Annotated in this window: 15 protein-coding genes; 4 read left to right on the plus strand and 11 right to left on the minus strand. The window is 64.3% G+C overall.

Annotated features, from left to right (window positions below; genetic code table 11):
* Positions 1-36 precede the first annotated feature (36 nt).
* Positions 37-564 (minus strand): hypothetical protein, encoded by a 528-nt coding sequence (locus A5784_RS02230; RefSeq protein ID WP_156750336.1) that lies wholly within the window; start codon positions 562-564, stop codon positions 37-39.
* A 641-nt stretch (positions 565-1,205) separates the two neighbouring features.
* On the opposite strand from A5784_RS02230, the gene A5784_RS02240 reads away from it, so the two are divergent.
* Positions 1,206-1,934, plus strand: coding sequence for a hypothetical protein (locus A5784_RS02240; RefSeq protein ID WP_156750337.1), 729 nt, complete (start codon positions 1,206-1,208; stop codon positions 1,932-1,934).
* Between the two features lie 252 nt (positions 1,935-2,186).
* Here A5784_RS02240 and A5784_RS02245 read toward each other — a convergent pair whose 3' ends face one another.
* The 3 genes from A5784_RS02245 to A5784_RS02255 form a co-directional block, all read right to left on the minus strand.
* Complete coding sequence (locus A5784_RS02245) at positions 2,187-3,575, minus strand: flavin monoamine oxidase family protein (RefSeq protein ID WP_232005915.1); 1,389 nt, start codon at positions 3,573-3,575, stop codon at positions 2,187-2,189.
* Positions 3,576-3,831: 256 nt separating this feature from the next.
* Positions 3,832-5,619 (minus strand): glutamine--fructose-6-phosphate transaminase (isomerizing), encoded by a 1,788-nt coding sequence (gene glmS, locus A5784_RS02250; protein ID WP_064941925.1) that lies wholly within the window; start codon positions 5,617-5,619, stop codon positions 3,832-3,834.
* A gap of 254 nt (positions 5,620-5,873) precedes the next feature.
* Positions 5,874-6,788: a LuxR C-terminal-related transcriptional regulator gene (locus tag A5784_RS02255; protein ID WP_064941926.1), complete on the minus strand. Its 915-nt coding sequence runs from the start codon at positions 6,786-6,788 to the stop codon at positions 5,874-5,876.
* Between the two features lie 883 nt (positions 6,789-7,671).
* Between A5784_RS02255 and A5784_RS02260 the strand changes: the two genes are divergently transcribed.
* From A5784_RS02260 to A5784_RS02265, 3 genes are all read left to right on the plus strand, one after another.
* On the plus strand, positions 7,672-8,031 hold the full coding sequence (locus tag A5784_RS02260; RefSeq protein WP_064941927.1) for a GAF domain-containing protein: 360 nt from the start codon (positions 7,672-7,674) through the stop codon (positions 8,029-8,031).
* The gene (locus A5784_RS39770; RefSeq protein ID WP_082944628.1) at positions 8,007-8,129 is read left to right on the plus strand and encodes an ANTAR domain-containing protein; all 123 of its coding nucleotides are present in this window, start codon (positions 8,007-8,009) and stop codon (positions 8,127-8,129) included. Before A5784_RS02260 ends, A5784_RS39770 begins: the two co-directional genes overlap by 25 nt.
* A 126-nt stretch (positions 8,130-8,255) precedes the next feature.
* Positions 8,256-8,981, plus strand: a complete 726-nt coding sequence (locus A5784_RS02265; protein ID WP_064941928.1) for a GAF and ANTAR domain-containing protein — start codon at positions 8,256-8,258, stop codon at positions 8,979-8,981.
* A 15-nt stretch (positions 8,982-8,996) separates the two neighbouring features.
* Here the strand turns inward: A5784_RS02265 and A5784_RS02270 are convergent, their stop codons facing one another.
* From A5784_RS02270 to A5784_RS02300, 7 genes are all read right to left on the minus strand, one after another.
* Positions 8,997-9,794, minus strand: a complete 798-nt coding sequence (locus A5784_RS02270) for a hypothetical protein (protein WP_064941929.1) — start codon at positions 9,792-9,794, stop codon at positions 8,997-8,999.
* A 48-nt stretch (positions 9,795-9,842) separates the two neighbouring features.
* Entirely contained in the window at positions 9,843-10,934 is a 1,092-nt protein-coding gene (locus A5784_RS02275; protein ID WP_064941930.1) for a hypothetical protein, read from the minus strand.
* Between the two features lie 75 nt (positions 10,935-11,009).
* On the minus strand, positions 11,010-12,167 hold the full coding sequence (ltp2, locus tag A5784_RS02280) for a 17-hydroxy-3-oxo-4-pregnene-20-carboxyl-CoA lyase (RefSeq protein WP_064941931.1): 1,158 nt from the start codon (positions 12,165-12,167) through the stop codon (positions 11,010-11,012).
* Positions 12,168-12,575, minus strand: a complete 408-nt coding sequence (locus A5784_RS02285; RefSeq protein WP_197514612.1) for a MaoC family dehydratase — start codon at positions 12,573-12,575, stop codon at positions 12,168-12,170.
* Positions 12,572-13,525 (minus strand): bifunctional MaoC family dehydratase N-terminal/OB-fold nucleic acid binding domain-containing protein, encoded by a 954-nt coding sequence (locus tag A5784_RS02290; RefSeq protein ID WP_064941933.1) that lies wholly within the window; start codon positions 13,523-13,525, stop codon positions 12,572-12,574. The genes A5784_RS02285 and A5784_RS02290 overlap by 4 nt, the downstream gene beginning before the upstream one ends.
* A gap of 81 nt (positions 13,526-13,606) precedes the next feature.
* Positions 13,607-14,770 carry an acyl-CoA dehydrogenase FadE29 gene (gene fadE29, locus A5784_RS02295; RefSeq protein ID WP_064941935.1) on the minus strand — a complete coding sequence of 388 codons (1,164 nt, stop codon included), beginning with the start codon at positions 14,768-14,770 and terminating at the stop codon, positions 13,607-13,609.
* A gap of 31 nt (positions 14,771-14,801) precedes the next feature.
* Complete coding sequence (locus tag A5784_RS02300) at positions 14,802-15,806, minus strand: acyl-CoA dehydrogenase family protein (protein WP_064941937.1); 1,005 nt, start codon at positions 15,804-15,806, stop codon at positions 14,802-14,804.
* Positions 15,807-15,811: the final 5 nt, after the last annotated feature.

A 15,811-nucleotide genomic window follows, 5' to 3' on the forward strand; every position in this document is an offset into this window, starting at 1 on the left:
GGATTTTCATTGGCTTCTCGAGAGGCTGCTGTCGGGTCAGCCGGTTTGGGAGGGAGCCTGAAGTTCGATGAAGTCTTGGGCCTCCCACGCCCGCGTACGGTAGGCCTGCTGCACTTCGTCGATGTAGCCCAGCGCCATATCGCTGCGCCAGTTCCCCGCGTACCACCGGCCGAGGCAGCCCCACAGGTCGCCCGCCTGGTAGCGCGACTTGGGTGGTTGATCGGCCAGCCACTGCTCCTGTCCCTCGAAGCAGGTGCGCCACACCCCGAGGGTGTAGTCGAGGTTGTACGCAGTCGACTGGGACGCCTCCGGGAAGGCGTCAACGAAGTACCGGTACTTCACCTGCAGGATCCCGACGCTCTGGGCGCATCCAGGTTCGCCATCTCCGCCGGGAACGTGACCGGGAGCGCACCACCGGGTGTCAGTGGTGAAATCGCCAACCTGGGTCATGAACCAGCTCGACTCCCGCACGGCCTGGGCTCGGACCACGTCGGGATCAATTCCCCATTTGCACGCCGCCCACTGGATGATCTCATCGGTGGTGCCGCTGTAGTCGCCGCTCACTCGTGACAGGAGGCCCGGCAGTGGCTTCTGGCGCCCACGGGTCTGGTTGAAAGGGATGTTGGCAGGCCGTATTTCCCCTCCTGGCGTTACCTGCCCAGCGCATGCGGCATCGCTCGGAAGGCTCTGGCCGGGCGGGAGCGTCAGGCCGGCGGTGACCGGGGCGCGTATGGCAGCCGGTGTGTGCACAGCGCTCGATACGCTCCGGCCGCATGCCAGCAACAGCGGCCCTAGGAGGAGCACGCCACAAACCCGGCTTATCTGGTCGCGCCTCATTTCACCGTCCTCGATTCGATACCAAGGCTAACGCCGGGTCGGGCGTAATTGTCGATGTTGGAAGTGGCCGATCGAGCGATCTGACGAGAGCCGGACGTCGGCGGTTCGACGGGACCATCTGGCTTCAACCATGGCTAATCCCAGCGATCGGGGCCAACCGCTTGGTAGGCTCCGGGCAGCATGTGATGAGGTGTACGTTGCCCGATCTCCCAGCTGCGGTCCAGCAGGTCAATCGACTGGCCAACCGCGCCAAGCGCCAAGCGCTTTTCCGAGTCCCTCTTGTGCAGCGGCTGGCCCACGAGCGGTACGAACGGCGACTCCGCCGATACGTTTCCTGCCTGCCGGCACTCGGGGAATCTCATCGTGAGGTGGTCGCCCAAATCCGTGACAAAGGCGTGCATGTCACGACGCTCGACGAATTGGATCTGCCCGGTGCCGAGCTCGTGAAGGAGCCGCTGGAACGGTTCGTCGAAGAATTGGCGGCTCGGACTGCGACGTCGAGCACACTGCGCCCGTCGCGATCGGAACTCCTGACCGAGCTCGATCTTTGGCGATTCGGTCTCAACGAGCAACTGCTCGACATCGTCGAGAACTACCTGGGCTTGCCTGCCCGCTATTACGGTCCGGATGTACGCCGCGAGGTGGCCGACGGGCGTCCTCCGCACGACGTTCGGCAGTGGCATCGCGACATCGAGGACTATCGCGTGCTGAAAATACTGGTGTGGCTCAACGAGGTCGACGCCGACGGCGGACCGTTCGCATACGTCAGGCGGGCCCGCAGCGAGGAGGCAGTCGAACGGCTCCGCTATGTCGGAGGCTTCGTCTCGGACGAGAAGCTCCGGTCGATCGTGCCGCAGGACGAGTGGCGCCTGGCGGCGGGGCCGAAGTGGACAGTCGTGATGCCTGATACCGCCAAGGTGCTCCACCGCGCAACCCCACCTCGGGCTCGCGACCGATACTCGGTAACCTTCACGTGGACCTCCCGCCGGCCGATCAAGACGCAGCCTATGGAAGCGTTTGCACCCGACCAGATCCAAAGGATCCGTGAGGGTCTCAGCGCCCGCCAACTCGCCTGCTTGCCGCGCGCCCTGGCCTGATGGCATCCGCGCCGAGCGCGGATCGGAAACTGAGCACTTTGACGGGAGAGTGCTCAGGCTGCGGGGGCGATGTCGGGGATCGAAACCGAACTCTCGCCACGGCGCCAGCGGCGGCACCGTACGGGTCAGGTACGGTGCCGCCGTCCGGGGCAAGCGTGACCGAGCCATAACCCCGAAATGGCTGTGCCACAAGCCAGGATGCTCGACGTTTGGCGGCAGCGAAGCCGGCGCGTGTTGTTTCGGTGGATAAGGTCATCGCTCTACGACCTCTCGCGAGAGAGTCGTCGACTCGGCGCCGTGGATCAACTCGGTGGCGACGCGTCGGCCCGACCTGATCGCGCCCTCCATCAGGCCGAAAAATTCCAGGCTGGTTTCGGTTCCCGCCCAATGGACACGATCGTGCGGTGCGGTGAGAGTCGGGCCAAGTCGCAGCCAGTCGCCGGGGCCGAACAGAGCGGCATAGCATCCCCTGCTGTATTTCTGGGCCAGCCAGTCGGTGATCGTGCATCGCGTCGGTGGGGGTAACTGCGGAAAGAGCCGGTGGGCGTGGGCCAGGGCCGCGCCCCGCTGCGCGGACAACGGCAGCCCCGTGAAGGTGAATGCCGCTGCGCCGGTGATGAATCCTGTGAGTACACCGGCAGACTCATCCGGCGGAGAGTCATCGACCGTGGACAGCAACGGCCCGTTGGCGCTCAGCGACCATCCGGACAAGCCACGATCACGCCAGATGGGCGCGGGATAGCCCAGATGCACCTTGATCGCGCAACCACGACCCGTGAACGCGGTCGCGCGCGGCGCGCGAAGTACCGGCCGGAACTCGATCCGCTGCGCCAGAAGAGGCGGTATCGCCACGACCACCCGGTCCGCTCGATACTCGGACCGCGTGCCATCAACGTCCTGAACACATTGCACCACAACACCGTCGACGTCCTGATGGATCACGCAAACGGGATGCTGCAACCGCACCCGGTCGCCAAGCCGTTCAGCAAGCGCCAGACACAATAGGTGCACGCCGCCGTCGATGCGCCACCGCCGGGCCCCGCCCTCGAAGGCATCGAGATAGTGGATTCCTCCGCGGGAGCGGAGATAGAAGGCCATGTGGAGAGCAGAGATCGCCGCCGGATCAGCCGCCATCATCTCGCCGATGTACAACGGGAACAAGGTTTGCGCATCGGGATGTTTGACCTCGTGGGCAAGCCATCTCGCGGCAGACATCCGATCGAGTTGTCGCGCCTGCGGGCTCTGCCACGGCGCGTCCGCGTCCACCTGATCGACGAGTGCCTCAAGGCGATCGAACAGACCGTCGAGCGCGACAGCGTTCAGGGGCGGCACCCGACTCGGAGTTGTCGTGCGACGGCCGGCCAGCAGGAAAGTGCTGTCACCCTCTACGTCGGTTGAGACCAGGCCGAGTCCGCACTCCTGCACCAACCCGAGCAGCTCGGTGTGCCGCACGCCCAGATAGGCAGCCCCTCCGTCGGCCACGACACCTTCTGACACCGGGACGCCGCGCATCCGGCCTCCCACCCGATCACGCGCCTCAAGCACGGTGACATCAACACCCGCTGCGGCCAAATCCAGAGCAGCTGTCAGCCCGGCCAGACCGGCACCGACGACAACGACACGCATGCCCGTCGCGGTCATGACGTTACCGCGGAAAATTTGGCGAAACTCCCCTTCGTAGAATGGTTTTCGACGAGGCCCTTCCCCGTCGATTCCACTCCGAGACCGCACGGAATCGCGCCGAGAGTCACGGCACAGGTCGCGGGAACCCTACGGAAGATGTGAGCACTGTGGCCGACGCTCATCGGCTTGCTCCATTGCTGTCGTGGTAAGCTGCGGCAGGCCGCGTCCCCGCCCGCCCTGGTTGCCAGACACCCGCCCCTGGATCTATTCCGTGTCACTCGACCGTCACCGACTTGGCGAGGTTCCGAGGCTTGTCAACGTCTCGCGCCAGCGCTAATGCGAGTGTGCGAGCCAGTATTTGAAGTGGAACGACGCTGGTGAGTGGACCCCACGGCAGCTGCGGATTGTCGGCCAGCGGCACCAGGGCGTCGGCCGGTCCGATCGTGATCGCACGTCCCCCGCGGGCCCTCACCTCAGCCACGCAGGTGGCGAGTTTAGGGTCACCGCTATCGATGATGATGACAGGAGTTCCGTTATCGATCAATGCCAATGGACCATGTTTGAGTTCGCCTGCCGGGCAGAGTTCAGCCCAGCGATAGGTGAGTTCCTTCAGTTTCAGTGCGCCCTCAGCGGCGTAAGGCAGCCCGGTGCTCCTGGCGAGAAAAACCACACCAGACTCGGATGTCATACCATCAGCTAGCTGGGGGACAATGCATTTCGATGTGGTTATCGCTGCGGCCAGCTGATCGGGCAGACGTAGAAGCTCATCGACAAGACACTGTGCCGACGCCGTAGAGAGTCGGCGTAAAGCGACCATCGCCGAAATCATCACCGCCGAACCGGCAACGACCTGGCACACAAACGACTTGGTCGCCGCAACGCCGATTTCGGTGCCCGCGTTGCACAACACCACCGCATCCGCTCGACGGGTCAACGTGGAATGCGCATTGTTGGTGACAGCGAGGAGGGGCGCAGCCGTGATTCCGTGGGATTCGACTGCATGAAGAACATCGGCGGTTTCACCGGACTGACTGATCGCGAGTCGCAAAGTACGCGGCTCCAGGATGGAATCGCCGTCCTCGCTTCCCACACAACTGGTCACCGGCAGCCCACCGATACGACGTACCAGATTGCCGAGCACCTGGCCGGCGTTCAACGAAGTGCCGCAACCTATGACGTGGACACGGTCGAAGGACTCCAGGTAAAGATCCCGCCACAGCGCACCGCTGGCAACAGCCGGGGCCACCTCGTCGAGCACTCGAGCGACCACTTCGGGTTGTTCGTCGATCTCCTTGGCCATGTAGTCGGAGTAGCCGTTGAGTTCCACGACGCCTTGGCGCAGCAGACATCGAGACGCGGCACGAGGTGCGGTGTTGAGTTCGTGATTTCGCCAGCGCTCGGTGAAGCCCAGTTCGACGACGTCGCCGTCCTCAAGGGCCCGGAACTCGTCGGTCCAATCAGCGATCGCAGCGATGTCGCTCGTTGCGAATTGGCCGTGCCGAGTACTCGCAACGAGAAGCGGCGAGTGATCGGCTGCAACCACGAGCCGACCAGTGCAGTGCTCGAGGACCGCGATGGCCCAGGAACCTTGGAGTGCAACGAGAGCAGCTTCGACTGCTTCGAACAGGTCGCCGCACATCCGCCGTTGATCCTCGATCAAGTGACACAACACCTCGCTGTCGACATCCGAGGCGAACCGGTGACCCGATATCAGAAGTGCGTGTCGCAGCCGGTCTGCATTCTCGATGATGCCGTTGTGCACGAGGCTGATCTCGCCGAAACAGTCGACGTGCGGGTGTGCATTATCTTCTGTCGCCGAGCCATGCGTGGCCGAACGTGTGTGGCCGATTCCGACGCCGTCCAGTTCCGCACCGGTGCGTTCGCTCAGCCGCCGATCCAAGGCGTCAACCCGCCCGACGGCACGCAATCGCTCGACTCCGCCATCGTTGGTCCTGACCGCCACCCCGACCGAGTCGTAGCCACGATATTCAAGACGGCGCAACGCAATACGGAGATATTCGATTGCCGGCCCCGACGTCCGACAGGCGATGATGCCACACATCAGCGGACTCCCCGCTCGAATCGCTCACGGAAAGAAACAGCCTGAACCGATTGAAGACAACCAAAGGCGTGATTGCAGGTGTGCCCGACTACCTGTATGCCGACCTCGGGGAGCCGCCAGATTGGTCGACAGCGACGCCACGTGGTGGTCGCGAGTTAACCAATACCGCATTCATCCACTATCGATGGCTGAAAGCCATTGGTACATGGACCTTCAGAGCGATTTTTGGGATGTATCAGGGTCTAGTTCGGGAACTAGTTCGCGGGTGAATCTTCGGCGTACAGCATCGTCCGGGCGAGGGCAGCTGCCTGCGCCCGCGTGCTCACGCCAAGCTTGGCCAGCAGGCTGTGGACGTGGTTCTTCACGGTATGCACGGCGATGCAGAGTTCCGTCGCGATTTCCAAATTCGAACGACCTACCACCAGCATCCTCAAGATCTGGGCCTCGCGCTCCGTAAGGGCTAGTTCTTTTGTCGCAGACTGCCGCTGCGATGCGAGTGACGAGAGCCTTCTGAGCAGAATGCCCGAGATCCCTGTTGAACACGAGAACTCACCCACAGCAACCTTATGTATCGCTACAATTAGATTCTCGAGCGACTCGGTCCGTACGTGATAGCCGGCAACACCCAACTCGGCGCACGAGACTATCTCGGTTTCGTCATCCTCTGATACGCCGATAACCACCACTCGGACGTGCGGGCTGGATTTCAGAGCCTGCCGCAGCAACATCCCGCTGTCGCGAGTCGTCATGCTCACCAAGATCACCCGCGGCAACGCTTCTTCCAACGCCGCCCGCATGGAGGACAAGTCCCACGCGAGCCCCGAAGTCACGGCGCCGTGCGAGGCGAGAACAGCGGCCAGGTACTCACGGTGGAGGGCGTTGTCGTCGACAATCAGAGTTCGCACTTCGCGCAGCATTCCCGGGCCGTCCGCGCATTCCTGGTACGACTCGGCACTATCGCCTACGGTCGCCGATGCGTGGCGATCGACCAACCCCCCGGGTACGGCAAAGAACGAACGCGGGTTGGCCGGTCGGTAAACGTTGCCCGCGGCAACTCCATACATCAAATCGGCCTCATCAGCAGGGTCCATCCCCCGCCCGGCGTCCGCGGCGACCGCCATCGCGGCCTGAGACAGAGGAGCCACTGGGCTGACTTGCAAATCGTCCATCTCGACAGTCCGATCAAATCGCCCAGAGACGTGACCCCCGCGGACCCGGGGTCCACTGCGGAGACACCCATCGCAAATCCCGCTCGGACACGCGACTGGGCACCGCAGATCTTTTTGCCATGTCTTCGACCTCCCGCTGGATCACCGACAAATGATGACGCTCGTCGCGGGGTCCTGGCGACAATGTTGTTTGATTAGCCAAGTTCGTTACGGTGCACTGACCGAGAACGTGTTCCAAACACTAGCATATTCACGATTCATTGCCAAAAATGCGCTTACTGGTGAATTTCAAGCGCATGGACCGGTGCCCCAAGTCTCGCTGCGCACCTTCCTGACCGTCCCGTCAACCCGACATGGAGACGACGCGTTCACGGGCTGTCATGGGCGTAAATTCGCAGGTAAACAGTGGTAAAATCTATCGTCGCAGACGACGGGGTCGAGGACTTCCCACGATAGGTGCACTGCGACAACACGCGGGACAATCAGCTATCACACAGGCCGCCTCCGACCGCCGCCTGATGGCGTTTGTTAGTAGTATCAAAGTTTTCTAGAAAGTCTCCAGCAAACTAATTTTTTTCGATCACAAAATTATTTAACGCGCCAGCTACTTAGCCAGGCTGACTGTGGCCTTGCGTTGTCAACGACATGCCTCTCCCTTGCGCAGACATCCATCCACTGGTCGAGCCCCGAGCGGCAGCCTGGCGGTACTGTCACGCGCGTAGAGCCGTGGCTTGACCGATGGACAGAACGGGAGCGAGCCATGAACGCACCAGATCCGCTGGAGCGAGGTTTCTCGGCGCCTTCGGACCGCGGCGCACAAAGATGACGCACGTCGGCTATGCGAGACCTGCGTGGGGATCCTTCCGGTGGCGAGGGGCCTGGTGTGGATGCGATCGATTCCGGTCAGCCGATCCTGGTGGCGGATCTGGCCGCCGCGTACGAGCGATGGTCGATGTTCGCCTATGAGGCTGCCGCGATCGGAGTCGCGGCGATGTATGCCCTGCCACTACAGGTCGGGGCGATCCAGGTAGGTGTCCTCGATCTGTACCGAAATACCCGTCCGGAACTCGCCGCCATCGATAACACCGACGGCGTTGCGATGGCCGACATGGTGACCAGCATTCTGCTCAGCGGGGCTGAGGTGACGCGCCGGTGGATTCCCTGGGGTCGCTGTGGGACCAGCCCCTGCAAACTCGCGAGGTTCACCAGGCAACCGGGATGGTCGTCGCGCAACCAGGCGTGAGCGCACGGGAGGCGTACGCGCGCATGCAGGCCTATGCCTATTCCCATCAACGCTTGCTCAGTGATGTCGCTACCGACGTTGTATACACCGTCGGCTGAGGTTCACCCCAGAATCAGACACCAACCCCGGTACGGATCCTGGCCCGTCGGCCGGCGATGACTCCGTGAGCAAACGTTGACCACTGCAAGCGATGGGGCAAAGATTGATGTGTAAGGGAGCAGTGGATGGACCGTTACGAGCAACTCGCGGGTGCATTCGTCGGGCTCGCGGACACACTTGTCGCGGACTACGACGTCGCCGAGTTCGCTCAGCGCCTCGTCGACAGGCTGACAACTTTGCTGCCGGTATCCGAGGCGGGCATCATGCTCGGTGACGGGAACCAACACCTGCACGTATTCGCCTCCAGCAGCGAAAGCACGCGGCTGCTGGAACTCCTACAAGTCGAAGCAAACGCCGGCCCATGTCTAGAGGCCTACTTCACCCGGCAAACCGTGCCGGTACCCGAAATCCAGGAAACACGGGACCGCTGGCCCGCATTCGCCGAGTGCGCCGCCGAGTACGGTTTCTCGGCGGCGTTCGCGCTTCCGCTGCGGTTGCGCGAAGAGAGTGTCGGCTCTGTAAATCTCCTGCGCACCCAGCCGGGTCCAATGTCAGCAAGGGACCTCGCGGTGGGTCAGGGGCTGTCCGACGTCGCCGCTGTCGGGATACTGCACCACCGCATCCTCATGCGCGCTGAGGTCGTCAACCAGCAGCTGCACAGCGCTCTCAATACGCGGACGATCATCGAGCAAGCCAAGGGTGTGCTCGCCGAACGCGGCGGGATCGACATGGATAAATCATTCGCGCTACTTCGCGCGCACGCGCGACGAACCAATCAACGACTGGCTGATCTGGCGCGCGCCGTGGTAGACGGTGTGGACACGGCCGTGATTCTCGATCCCGGGCCCTGACCGCAGCCGCTGCGCCTACATGCGCCGCGACAAGTCTCCATCGTCGTACCGCTGCGGCGGCTGATGCGGAGCCACCGGCGCGGCTGGCGGCGGAGCGGCCGGAGCCTGGTGCGGGGCCACGGGAGCGGGTCCGGCGCTTGGCCGGTTCTCACTCGGCCCGGCACCCGCATTGTGCGGGGCCGCGGGGGCCTGGTGCGCACGCTCGTTCAGCTGTGCCTCGCGGGCATCCTGGCCGGCCTGACGCTCGTCCTGCTGGGCATCGCGTTCATTCTGTCGAGTCTCGCGCTCATCCTGTTTGGCGTCCCGCTCATTGAGCTTGGCCTCACGGTCGTTCAGGGGCTGGGGCCCACCAGGACCACCTGGCGCGCCACCACCCGGCGCACCCTCCCCCGGAGCACCGGACCCGGAACCACCGCCGCCCTTGGCGCCTTCCATGGCCTTCATCACGGGCTCCATCAACGAGCCGAACTGACCGCCCATCCCACCGGCGGCTTGCGCAGGCTGGCTGGCCATCTGGCCCATCTGGCCGAGCTGACCCATCATCTGGCCCAGCTGTCCGACACCTTGCTGGCCGGACTGATCGGCGTTCTCATACGCGCCCTGTGCGTCGGACAGTTTGCCGTTGAACATGTTCTCTTTGGCCGACAGCGCGGTGACGTTGGCGGTCAGTGAAGCTGCCAGCGTCGGCAAGAGGCCCGCGATGGTCATGCTCATCGCATCGGCACCCGCCTGAATCGTCGGCATGTCCGGCAGCTCGATCGGAGCCGCGGTCCAGCCCAGAAACCCAGGGCTCGTAAACGGAGTGCTGCTCACCGGGCACCTCTTTCAGAATCTATCGCACCTACACGCATGACAGCCGGCTCACCAGTCATCGTCCACGTCGCCGTCGTCGAGTTCGTGCTCGAGAGGGGCAGGCACAGCGAGGCCCTGCGTGGTGCCGCCACCACCGGAACCGCGATGACCCATCGCGCCCATCGGCCCCATGCCGCCGCCCATACCGCCGGCGGACACCGGAGCCACCCCGCCGAACGCGTTGCTACCGGCCATGGCGGGTTCGGTGGCCACCGACACCGGCGAGGGGCCGCCCACGAGCTTGCCCATCAACGGGGTCTGCGCGCCGCCACCGCCCGAGCCGGGCAACGATGCCGCCTTCATCAGTCCAGCGCCCGAACTCGGGCCGGACCCGCCTGCCGCGGGGTGAGTGGAGAACGCGGAGAACGGCATTGGACCACCGCCGGTGCCGCCTTTGCCCGCCGAGCCGAACATCTGCGTCAACTGCTGCAACGGCTGCGTCAACTGCTGCAGCGGCTGGGTCAGCTGCTGCGGAACCTGGCCGAGCATCTGCGGGATCTGCCCGAGCATCTGAGGTAACTGCCCCAGCATCTGCATCATCTGCTCGCCGCCCTTCTGCGCGGCTTGCTGAGCCTCGGCGGTGGGCGGCGTGGTGACGGCAGGCATGTTCGCCGTGGTTCCGAGGCTGCTGGCCAGCTCCGAGGTCGCGGCGGTCACCGTCGCGATGTTCTGCGACAGCCCCATCTTGATGACGCCTTCGATCAACGCCTGCTTGTTGTCGATCGGCAGCGCCTGCAGCATCTCGACCTCCTGCTGCACCTGCTGCGCCGTGGCGTTGACCGCCGTCTTGGTCTGCACGACAGCCGCGGCCATGGTGGTGAGCTGGGTGGCGATGGCCTCTGCCTGCGCGCCGTTGGACTCGTGGTGGCCGATCATCGTGGTGGCTTCGCCGGATGCGGCCGTTGCGCCGGTACCTTGCCAGACCTCGTTGAGCTTCATCAGCTGGTTGGTCTGCTGAGGCACGATGTTGCCGGTGATGTTGGCCGCCAACTTCTGATAGGACGCCGACGCTGCGGTCAGCTGTTCCTCGTCGATGTTGGGCCACCCCGGACCCGTCACCGTTTGCGACCCGTACGGGCTGCTATCCGGCGGCATCCCCATGCCACGGCCCCCTTCCACGCATCCTGCACATGTGGAGCAAACATTACCGTGCCGGACAGAGGTGGCAACGCACCTTTAGCCCAAGATCAATCCGGAGGTCGGAACGCCGGTGCCCGCGGTGACCAGCACATGCTCCACATTGTCGACCTGGTTGACCGACGTGCCGCGCAACTGCCGCACCCCTTCGGCAATGCCGTTCATGCCGTGGATGTAGGCCTCCCCCAGTTGGCCGCCATGGGTGTTGATCGGCAACCGACCGCCGAGTTCGATCGCTCCGCCTGCGATGAAGTCCTTCGCCTCGCCCTTACCGCAGAAGCCGAGCTCCTCCAGCTGGATCAGCGTGTACGGCGTGAAGTGGTCGTACAGGACGGCCGTCTGGATGTCGGCAGGCGCCAGGCCGCTCTGTTCCCAGAGCTGACGGCCCACCAGGCCCATCTCGGGCAGACCGAGTTCCTCGCGGTAGTACGAGTACATGGTGAACTGGTCGGTGCCCGCGCCCTGGGCCGCCGCTTCGATGGTCACCGGCCGGTGTTTGAGGTCCCTGGCCCGCTCGGGGGTGGTGACGACGATGGCCACACCGCCGTCGGTCTCCTGACAGCAGTCCAGCAAGCGCAGCGGCTCGGCGATCCAGCGGGAATTCTGGTGATCTTCGATGGTGATCGGCTTGCCGTAGAAGTGCGCCTTGGGATTGTTCGCGGCGTGCTTGCGGTCGGCCACCGACACCGCACCGAAATCGGCACTCGTGGCGCCGTATTCGTGCATGTAGCGCTGGGCGATCATGGCCACCGACGCGGCGGGGGTGCTCAGCCCGTGCGGGTAGGACCAGCTGTATTCGACGCCGCGCGAGTCGGCGTTGACGGTCAGGCCGGTCATCACCTGGCCGAAGCGGAACTCCGAGCGCTCATTGAAAGCCCGGTATGCCACAACGACTTCCGCCACACCGGTCGCCACCGCGAGAGCGGCTTGCTGCACGGTCGCGGCAGCAGCGCCGCCGCCGTAGCCGATCTGGCTGAAGAACTTCAGGTCGCCGATACCGGTGGACCGCGCCACGGCGGTCTCCAGGTTGGAGTCCATCGTGAAGGTCACCAGACCGTCGACGTCCGACGGCTGCAGGCCGGCATCGTCGAGCGCGTCGAGCACCGCCTCGGCGGCCAACCTCAGTTCGCTGCGGCCGGAGTTCTTGGAGAAGTCGGTGGCGCCGATACCGGCGATGGCCGCCTTGCCGGAGAGCATCTAGTCGTCCCCCAAAGTCAGTGTTGCGGTGGCGATGATGTGATCGCCGAGGCTGTTGCTGCCAACGACTTTCAGCGTCACCAGGTCACCATCGAGCGCAGTCACCTCACCGGCAAAGGTGATGGTGTCGTAGGCGTACCACGGCACCCCCAGGCGCAGTTTGATCGACTTGATGACGGCGTTCGGGCCCGCCCAGTCGGTGAGATACCGCTGCACGAGCCCGGTGTCGGTGAGGATGTTGACGAAGATGTCCTTGGAGCCCTTGGCCTGCGCCTTGTCCCGGTCGTGGTGCACGTCCTGATAGTCACGCGTCGCGATGGCCGTGGACACGATGAACGTCGGGTCGCCGTAGATCTGCAGTTCCGGCAGTGTGGTGCCGACTTGGATGTCGAGCTTGGTGAGGCTCATGCTTGCGGCTCCCATGCGTAAAGAGTCCAGGCTGGGCTGACGTCGCTGTCCGGAAAATCGATAAACGTTGCGGTGACCGGCATTCCGATCTTCACCTGTTCCGGGTCGACGCCACGCAGCTCACCAAGCATCCGCACACCCTCGTCGAGTTCGACGAGCGCGATGACGAAGGGCAGGGTGCGACCAGGCACCTTCGGTGCGTGATGCACGACGTAGCTGAACACCGTGCCCTTGCCCGACGAAACCACGTAATCCGTTGGTGCATCTTTGTCCTGCCACACCGCGGGCACCGGCGGGTGCTGCAGCGATCCGTCCGGTCGCTTCTGGATGCGCAGTTCGTGGGCGTTGACGCCGTCCCAGAAGAACTTGGTGTCGCGCGACGATGCCGGCCGCATCAGCTTGTCCGGATCCAGATCCTCGGGAACGGCCGAGGGTTTGGCGCCCCGCTCGGATGGCAGGAACTTCATGATGCGCCAGTCCATGTCGGCGACTTCCTCATCGCCGACATGCCACCGGATCTTCTGGTTGACGAAGTAGCCCTCGCCCAGCGCAGTCTGCTTGGGACCCACCACATCGGTGATCTCCGCGGTCATGCTCACCCGTTCGCCGGGCTGCAGGTAGCGGTGGTAGGTCTGGTCGCAGTTGGTGGCCACGACGCCGACGTACCCCGCATCGTCGAACAGCTTCATGATCCGGGCCAGCGGATCGTCGTCGGACCTGGTGCGGCCGAGCCCCATCATGGTCCACACCTGAATCATGGCAGGGGGCGCAACGATCCCGGGATGACCGGCCGCGCGGGCCGCTTCCTCGTCGACATAGATCGGGTTCTTGTCGCCGATGGCGTCGGTCCAGTGGTGAATCATGGGCTGATTCACCGGGTCCCGGCCCACCGTCGGCACGCCAGGCCCGGCCGCGACAATCTCATCGATGCCCGCTTGAAGGTCACTCATCTGCAGTCCCCTCGGCCGAGTGGCCACTTGATGCACGAAATTGGCAGATATGCGTGTGGCAACTGGCCACTCGGCCATACGTCACCGCGGAACCCGGGGCACTTTCAAGCCCGACGCAGCGATCATCTCCCGCATCACCTCATTGACCCCGCCACCGAACGTGATGACCAGGTTGCGCTTGGTCATCTTGTCCAGCCATTCCAACAGCTCGGCGGTCTCCGGGTCGGCCGGGTTGCCATAGCGGCCCACGAGTTCTTCGGCCAGGCGGCCCACCTCTTGGATGCGTTCGGTGGAGAACACCTTGGTCGCTGCGGCATCGGCGACGGCGATGGTCTCGCCCGACGCCGCGACCTGCCAGTTGAGCAGCTCGTTGATGCGCCAGATGGACTTGATCTGCCCGAGCAGATGCCGCGCATCGTCGTGCTCGATGGGTGTGACGCCGTCGGAGCCGGGCTTGGATGCCCACGCGTACACATGGTCGTAGATGCCCGCGACGCGCCCGGCCGGTCCCAGGCTGACCCGCTCATGGTTGAGCTGGGTGGTGATGAGCTTCCAGCCGCCGTTCTCCCCGCCGACCACCATGTCGGCGGGCACGTGCACATCGTTGTAGTACGTCGCATTGGTGTGGTGTGCACCGTCGGACAAAATGATCGGGGTCCATGAGTAACCCGGATCCTTGGTGTCGACGATGAGGATCGAGATGCCCTTGTGCTTGGCCGCGGTCGGATCGGTGCGGCAGGCCAGCCAGATGTAGTCGGCGTCGTGCGCGCCGGTGGTCCACATCTTCTGGCCGTTGACGATGTATTCGTCGCCGTGACGAACCGCGGTGGTCCGCAGCGAAGCCAGGTCGGTACCCGCGTCAGGTTCGGAGTATCCGATCGCGAAATGGATGTCGCCGGAAAGGATCCCGGGCAGAAACTTCTTCTTTTGCTCCTCGGTGCCGTACACCTGCAGAGTGGGGCCCACGGTTTGCAGGGTGACCAGCGGCAGCGGGATGTCGGCGCGGTTGGCCTCGTTGACGAAGATCTGCTGTTCGATGGGGCCGAAGCCCAGCCCGCCGTATTCCTTGGGCCAGCCGACCCCCAGCTTGCCGTCGGAGCCCATGCGCTTGATCACCGCACGGTAGGCCTCGTTGTGGCGATCGGATTCCATCGCCTTGGCCTCGTCGGGGGTGATGAGGGTCGAGAAGTATTGCCGCAGTTCGGCTTGCAGTGCCCGCTGTTCGGGCGTCAGCTCGATGAACATGTTCTACTTCCCGTCGCTTCGCTCGCCCATGTCACGCTCCCACCAGGTCCAGCCGATGCACGGGACCGCCCAGCACGCGGGCCAGGTCCTTGATCGACGAGTAGTAGCGGTCCATCGGATAGGTGATGTCCATGCCCATGCCGCCGTGCAGATGATGACAGGTCCGCATCGCAGGCGGCGCCTGCGACGTCAACCAGTAACCGAGGATGGCGAGATCCTCGTCGGCGTCGAGCCCTTCGGACAGTCGCCAGGTGGCCGACGTCGAGACGAGATCGATGGTCCGCGAGGCGATGTAGACCTCCGAGAGCTGGGCGGCAACGGTCTGGAAGGTCGACAGCGGACGCCCGAACTGCTCCCGGGTGGCGACGTAGTCGGCGGTGAGCCGCAGCGCACCCGCCACCAGCCCGGCCGCGAACGCACCCGTCGTCGCCAGCACCAGCTCGTTCACCCGGTGGGCCGACGCGCCCTGCAGGACATCCTCGTCGGCAATCTCCACGTCGGCGAACGTCACGACGTATTCGTCGGAACCGTTGGCCGTCGGCGTCTTCGTCACGGTGACACCGGCGGCGCTCGGGGCGACCACGACGACGCCACTGTCGGCGGTGACCACCAGCCACTGCGCCGATTCAGCGTAGGGCACAGCGATTTTCGTACCGGAGAGCTTCCCGTCCGCGTACGTCACGGCAGGCCGCTCGGGCAGCTGGGCACCGGGCTCGTTGAGCGCCGCCGACAGCACTGCTCCCCCGGCCACGCCCGCCAGGTAGCGATCCTGCTGCGCCTCGGACGCGAGATCCAGCAGCGGGACCAGACCCAATCCGAGGGTGGCCAGCGCAGGGCTGATGGTGCCGTGCCTGCCGATCTCGGTCAACGCGGTGGCGACCTCCAGCAGACCCAGTCCGTCACCGCCGAGCCGCTCGGGCACCGCCAGTGCCGGCACGCCGCCGGAAACCAGTGCGTCCCAACTATTGTCCCGATCCAGCACAGATGTCACCACGTCGGCGACGGCCTGCTGCTCCGGGTTCGGTGTGAAATCCACCCGTT

Origin of the sequence: Mycobacterium sp. 852013-50091_SCH5140682 (assembly GCF_001665685.1) — a bacterium.
In the GTDB taxonomy this organism is placed as follows: Bacteria; Actinomycetota; Actinomycetes; order Mycobacteriales; family Mycobacteriaceae; genus Mycobacterium.

Excerpts from the sequence above, each read along its gene's own strand:
- glmS (WP_064941925.1), bottom strand. The coding sequence starts at position 5,619 with ATGTGTGGCATCATCGCCTGTCGGACGTCGGGGCCGGCAATCGAATAT.
- A5784_RS02275 (WP_064941930.1), bottom strand. The coding sequence starts at position 10,934 with ATGGGGATGCCGCCGGATAGCAGCCCGTACGGGTCGCAAACGGTGACG.
- ltp2 (WP_064941931.1), bottom strand. The coding sequence starts at position 12,167 with ATGCTCTCCGGCAAGGCGGCCATCGCCGGTATCGGCGCCACCGACTTC.
- A5784_RS02265 (WP_064941928.1), top strand. The coding sequence starts at position 8,256 with ATGGACCGTTACGAGCAACTCGCGGGTGCATTCGTCGGGCTCGCGGAC.
- A5784_RS02285 (WP_197514612.1), bottom strand. The coding sequence starts at position 12,575 with ATGAGCCTCACCAAGCTCGACATCCAAGTCGGCACCACACTGCCGGAA.
- A5784_RS02245 (WP_232005915.1), bottom strand. The coding sequence starts at position 3,575 with ATGACCGCGACGGGCATGCGTGTCGTTGTCGTCGGTGCCGGTCTGGCC.
- A5784_RS39770 (WP_082944628.1), top strand. The coding sequence starts at position 8,007 with ATGGTCGTCGCGCAACCAGGCGTGAGCGCACGGGAGGCGTACGCGCGC.
- A5784_RS02290 (WP_064941933.1), bottom strand. The coding sequence starts at position 13,525 with ATGAGTGACCTTCAAGCGGGCATCGATGAGATTGTCGCGGCCGGGCCT.
- A5784_RS02255 (WP_064941926.1), bottom strand. The coding sequence starts at position 6,788 with ATGGACGATTTGCAAGTCAGCCCAGTGGCTCCTCTGTCTCAGGCCGCG.
- fadE29 (WP_064941935.1), bottom strand. The coding sequence starts at position 14,770 with ATGTTCATCGAGCTGACGCCCGAACAGCGGGCACTGCAAGCCGAACTG.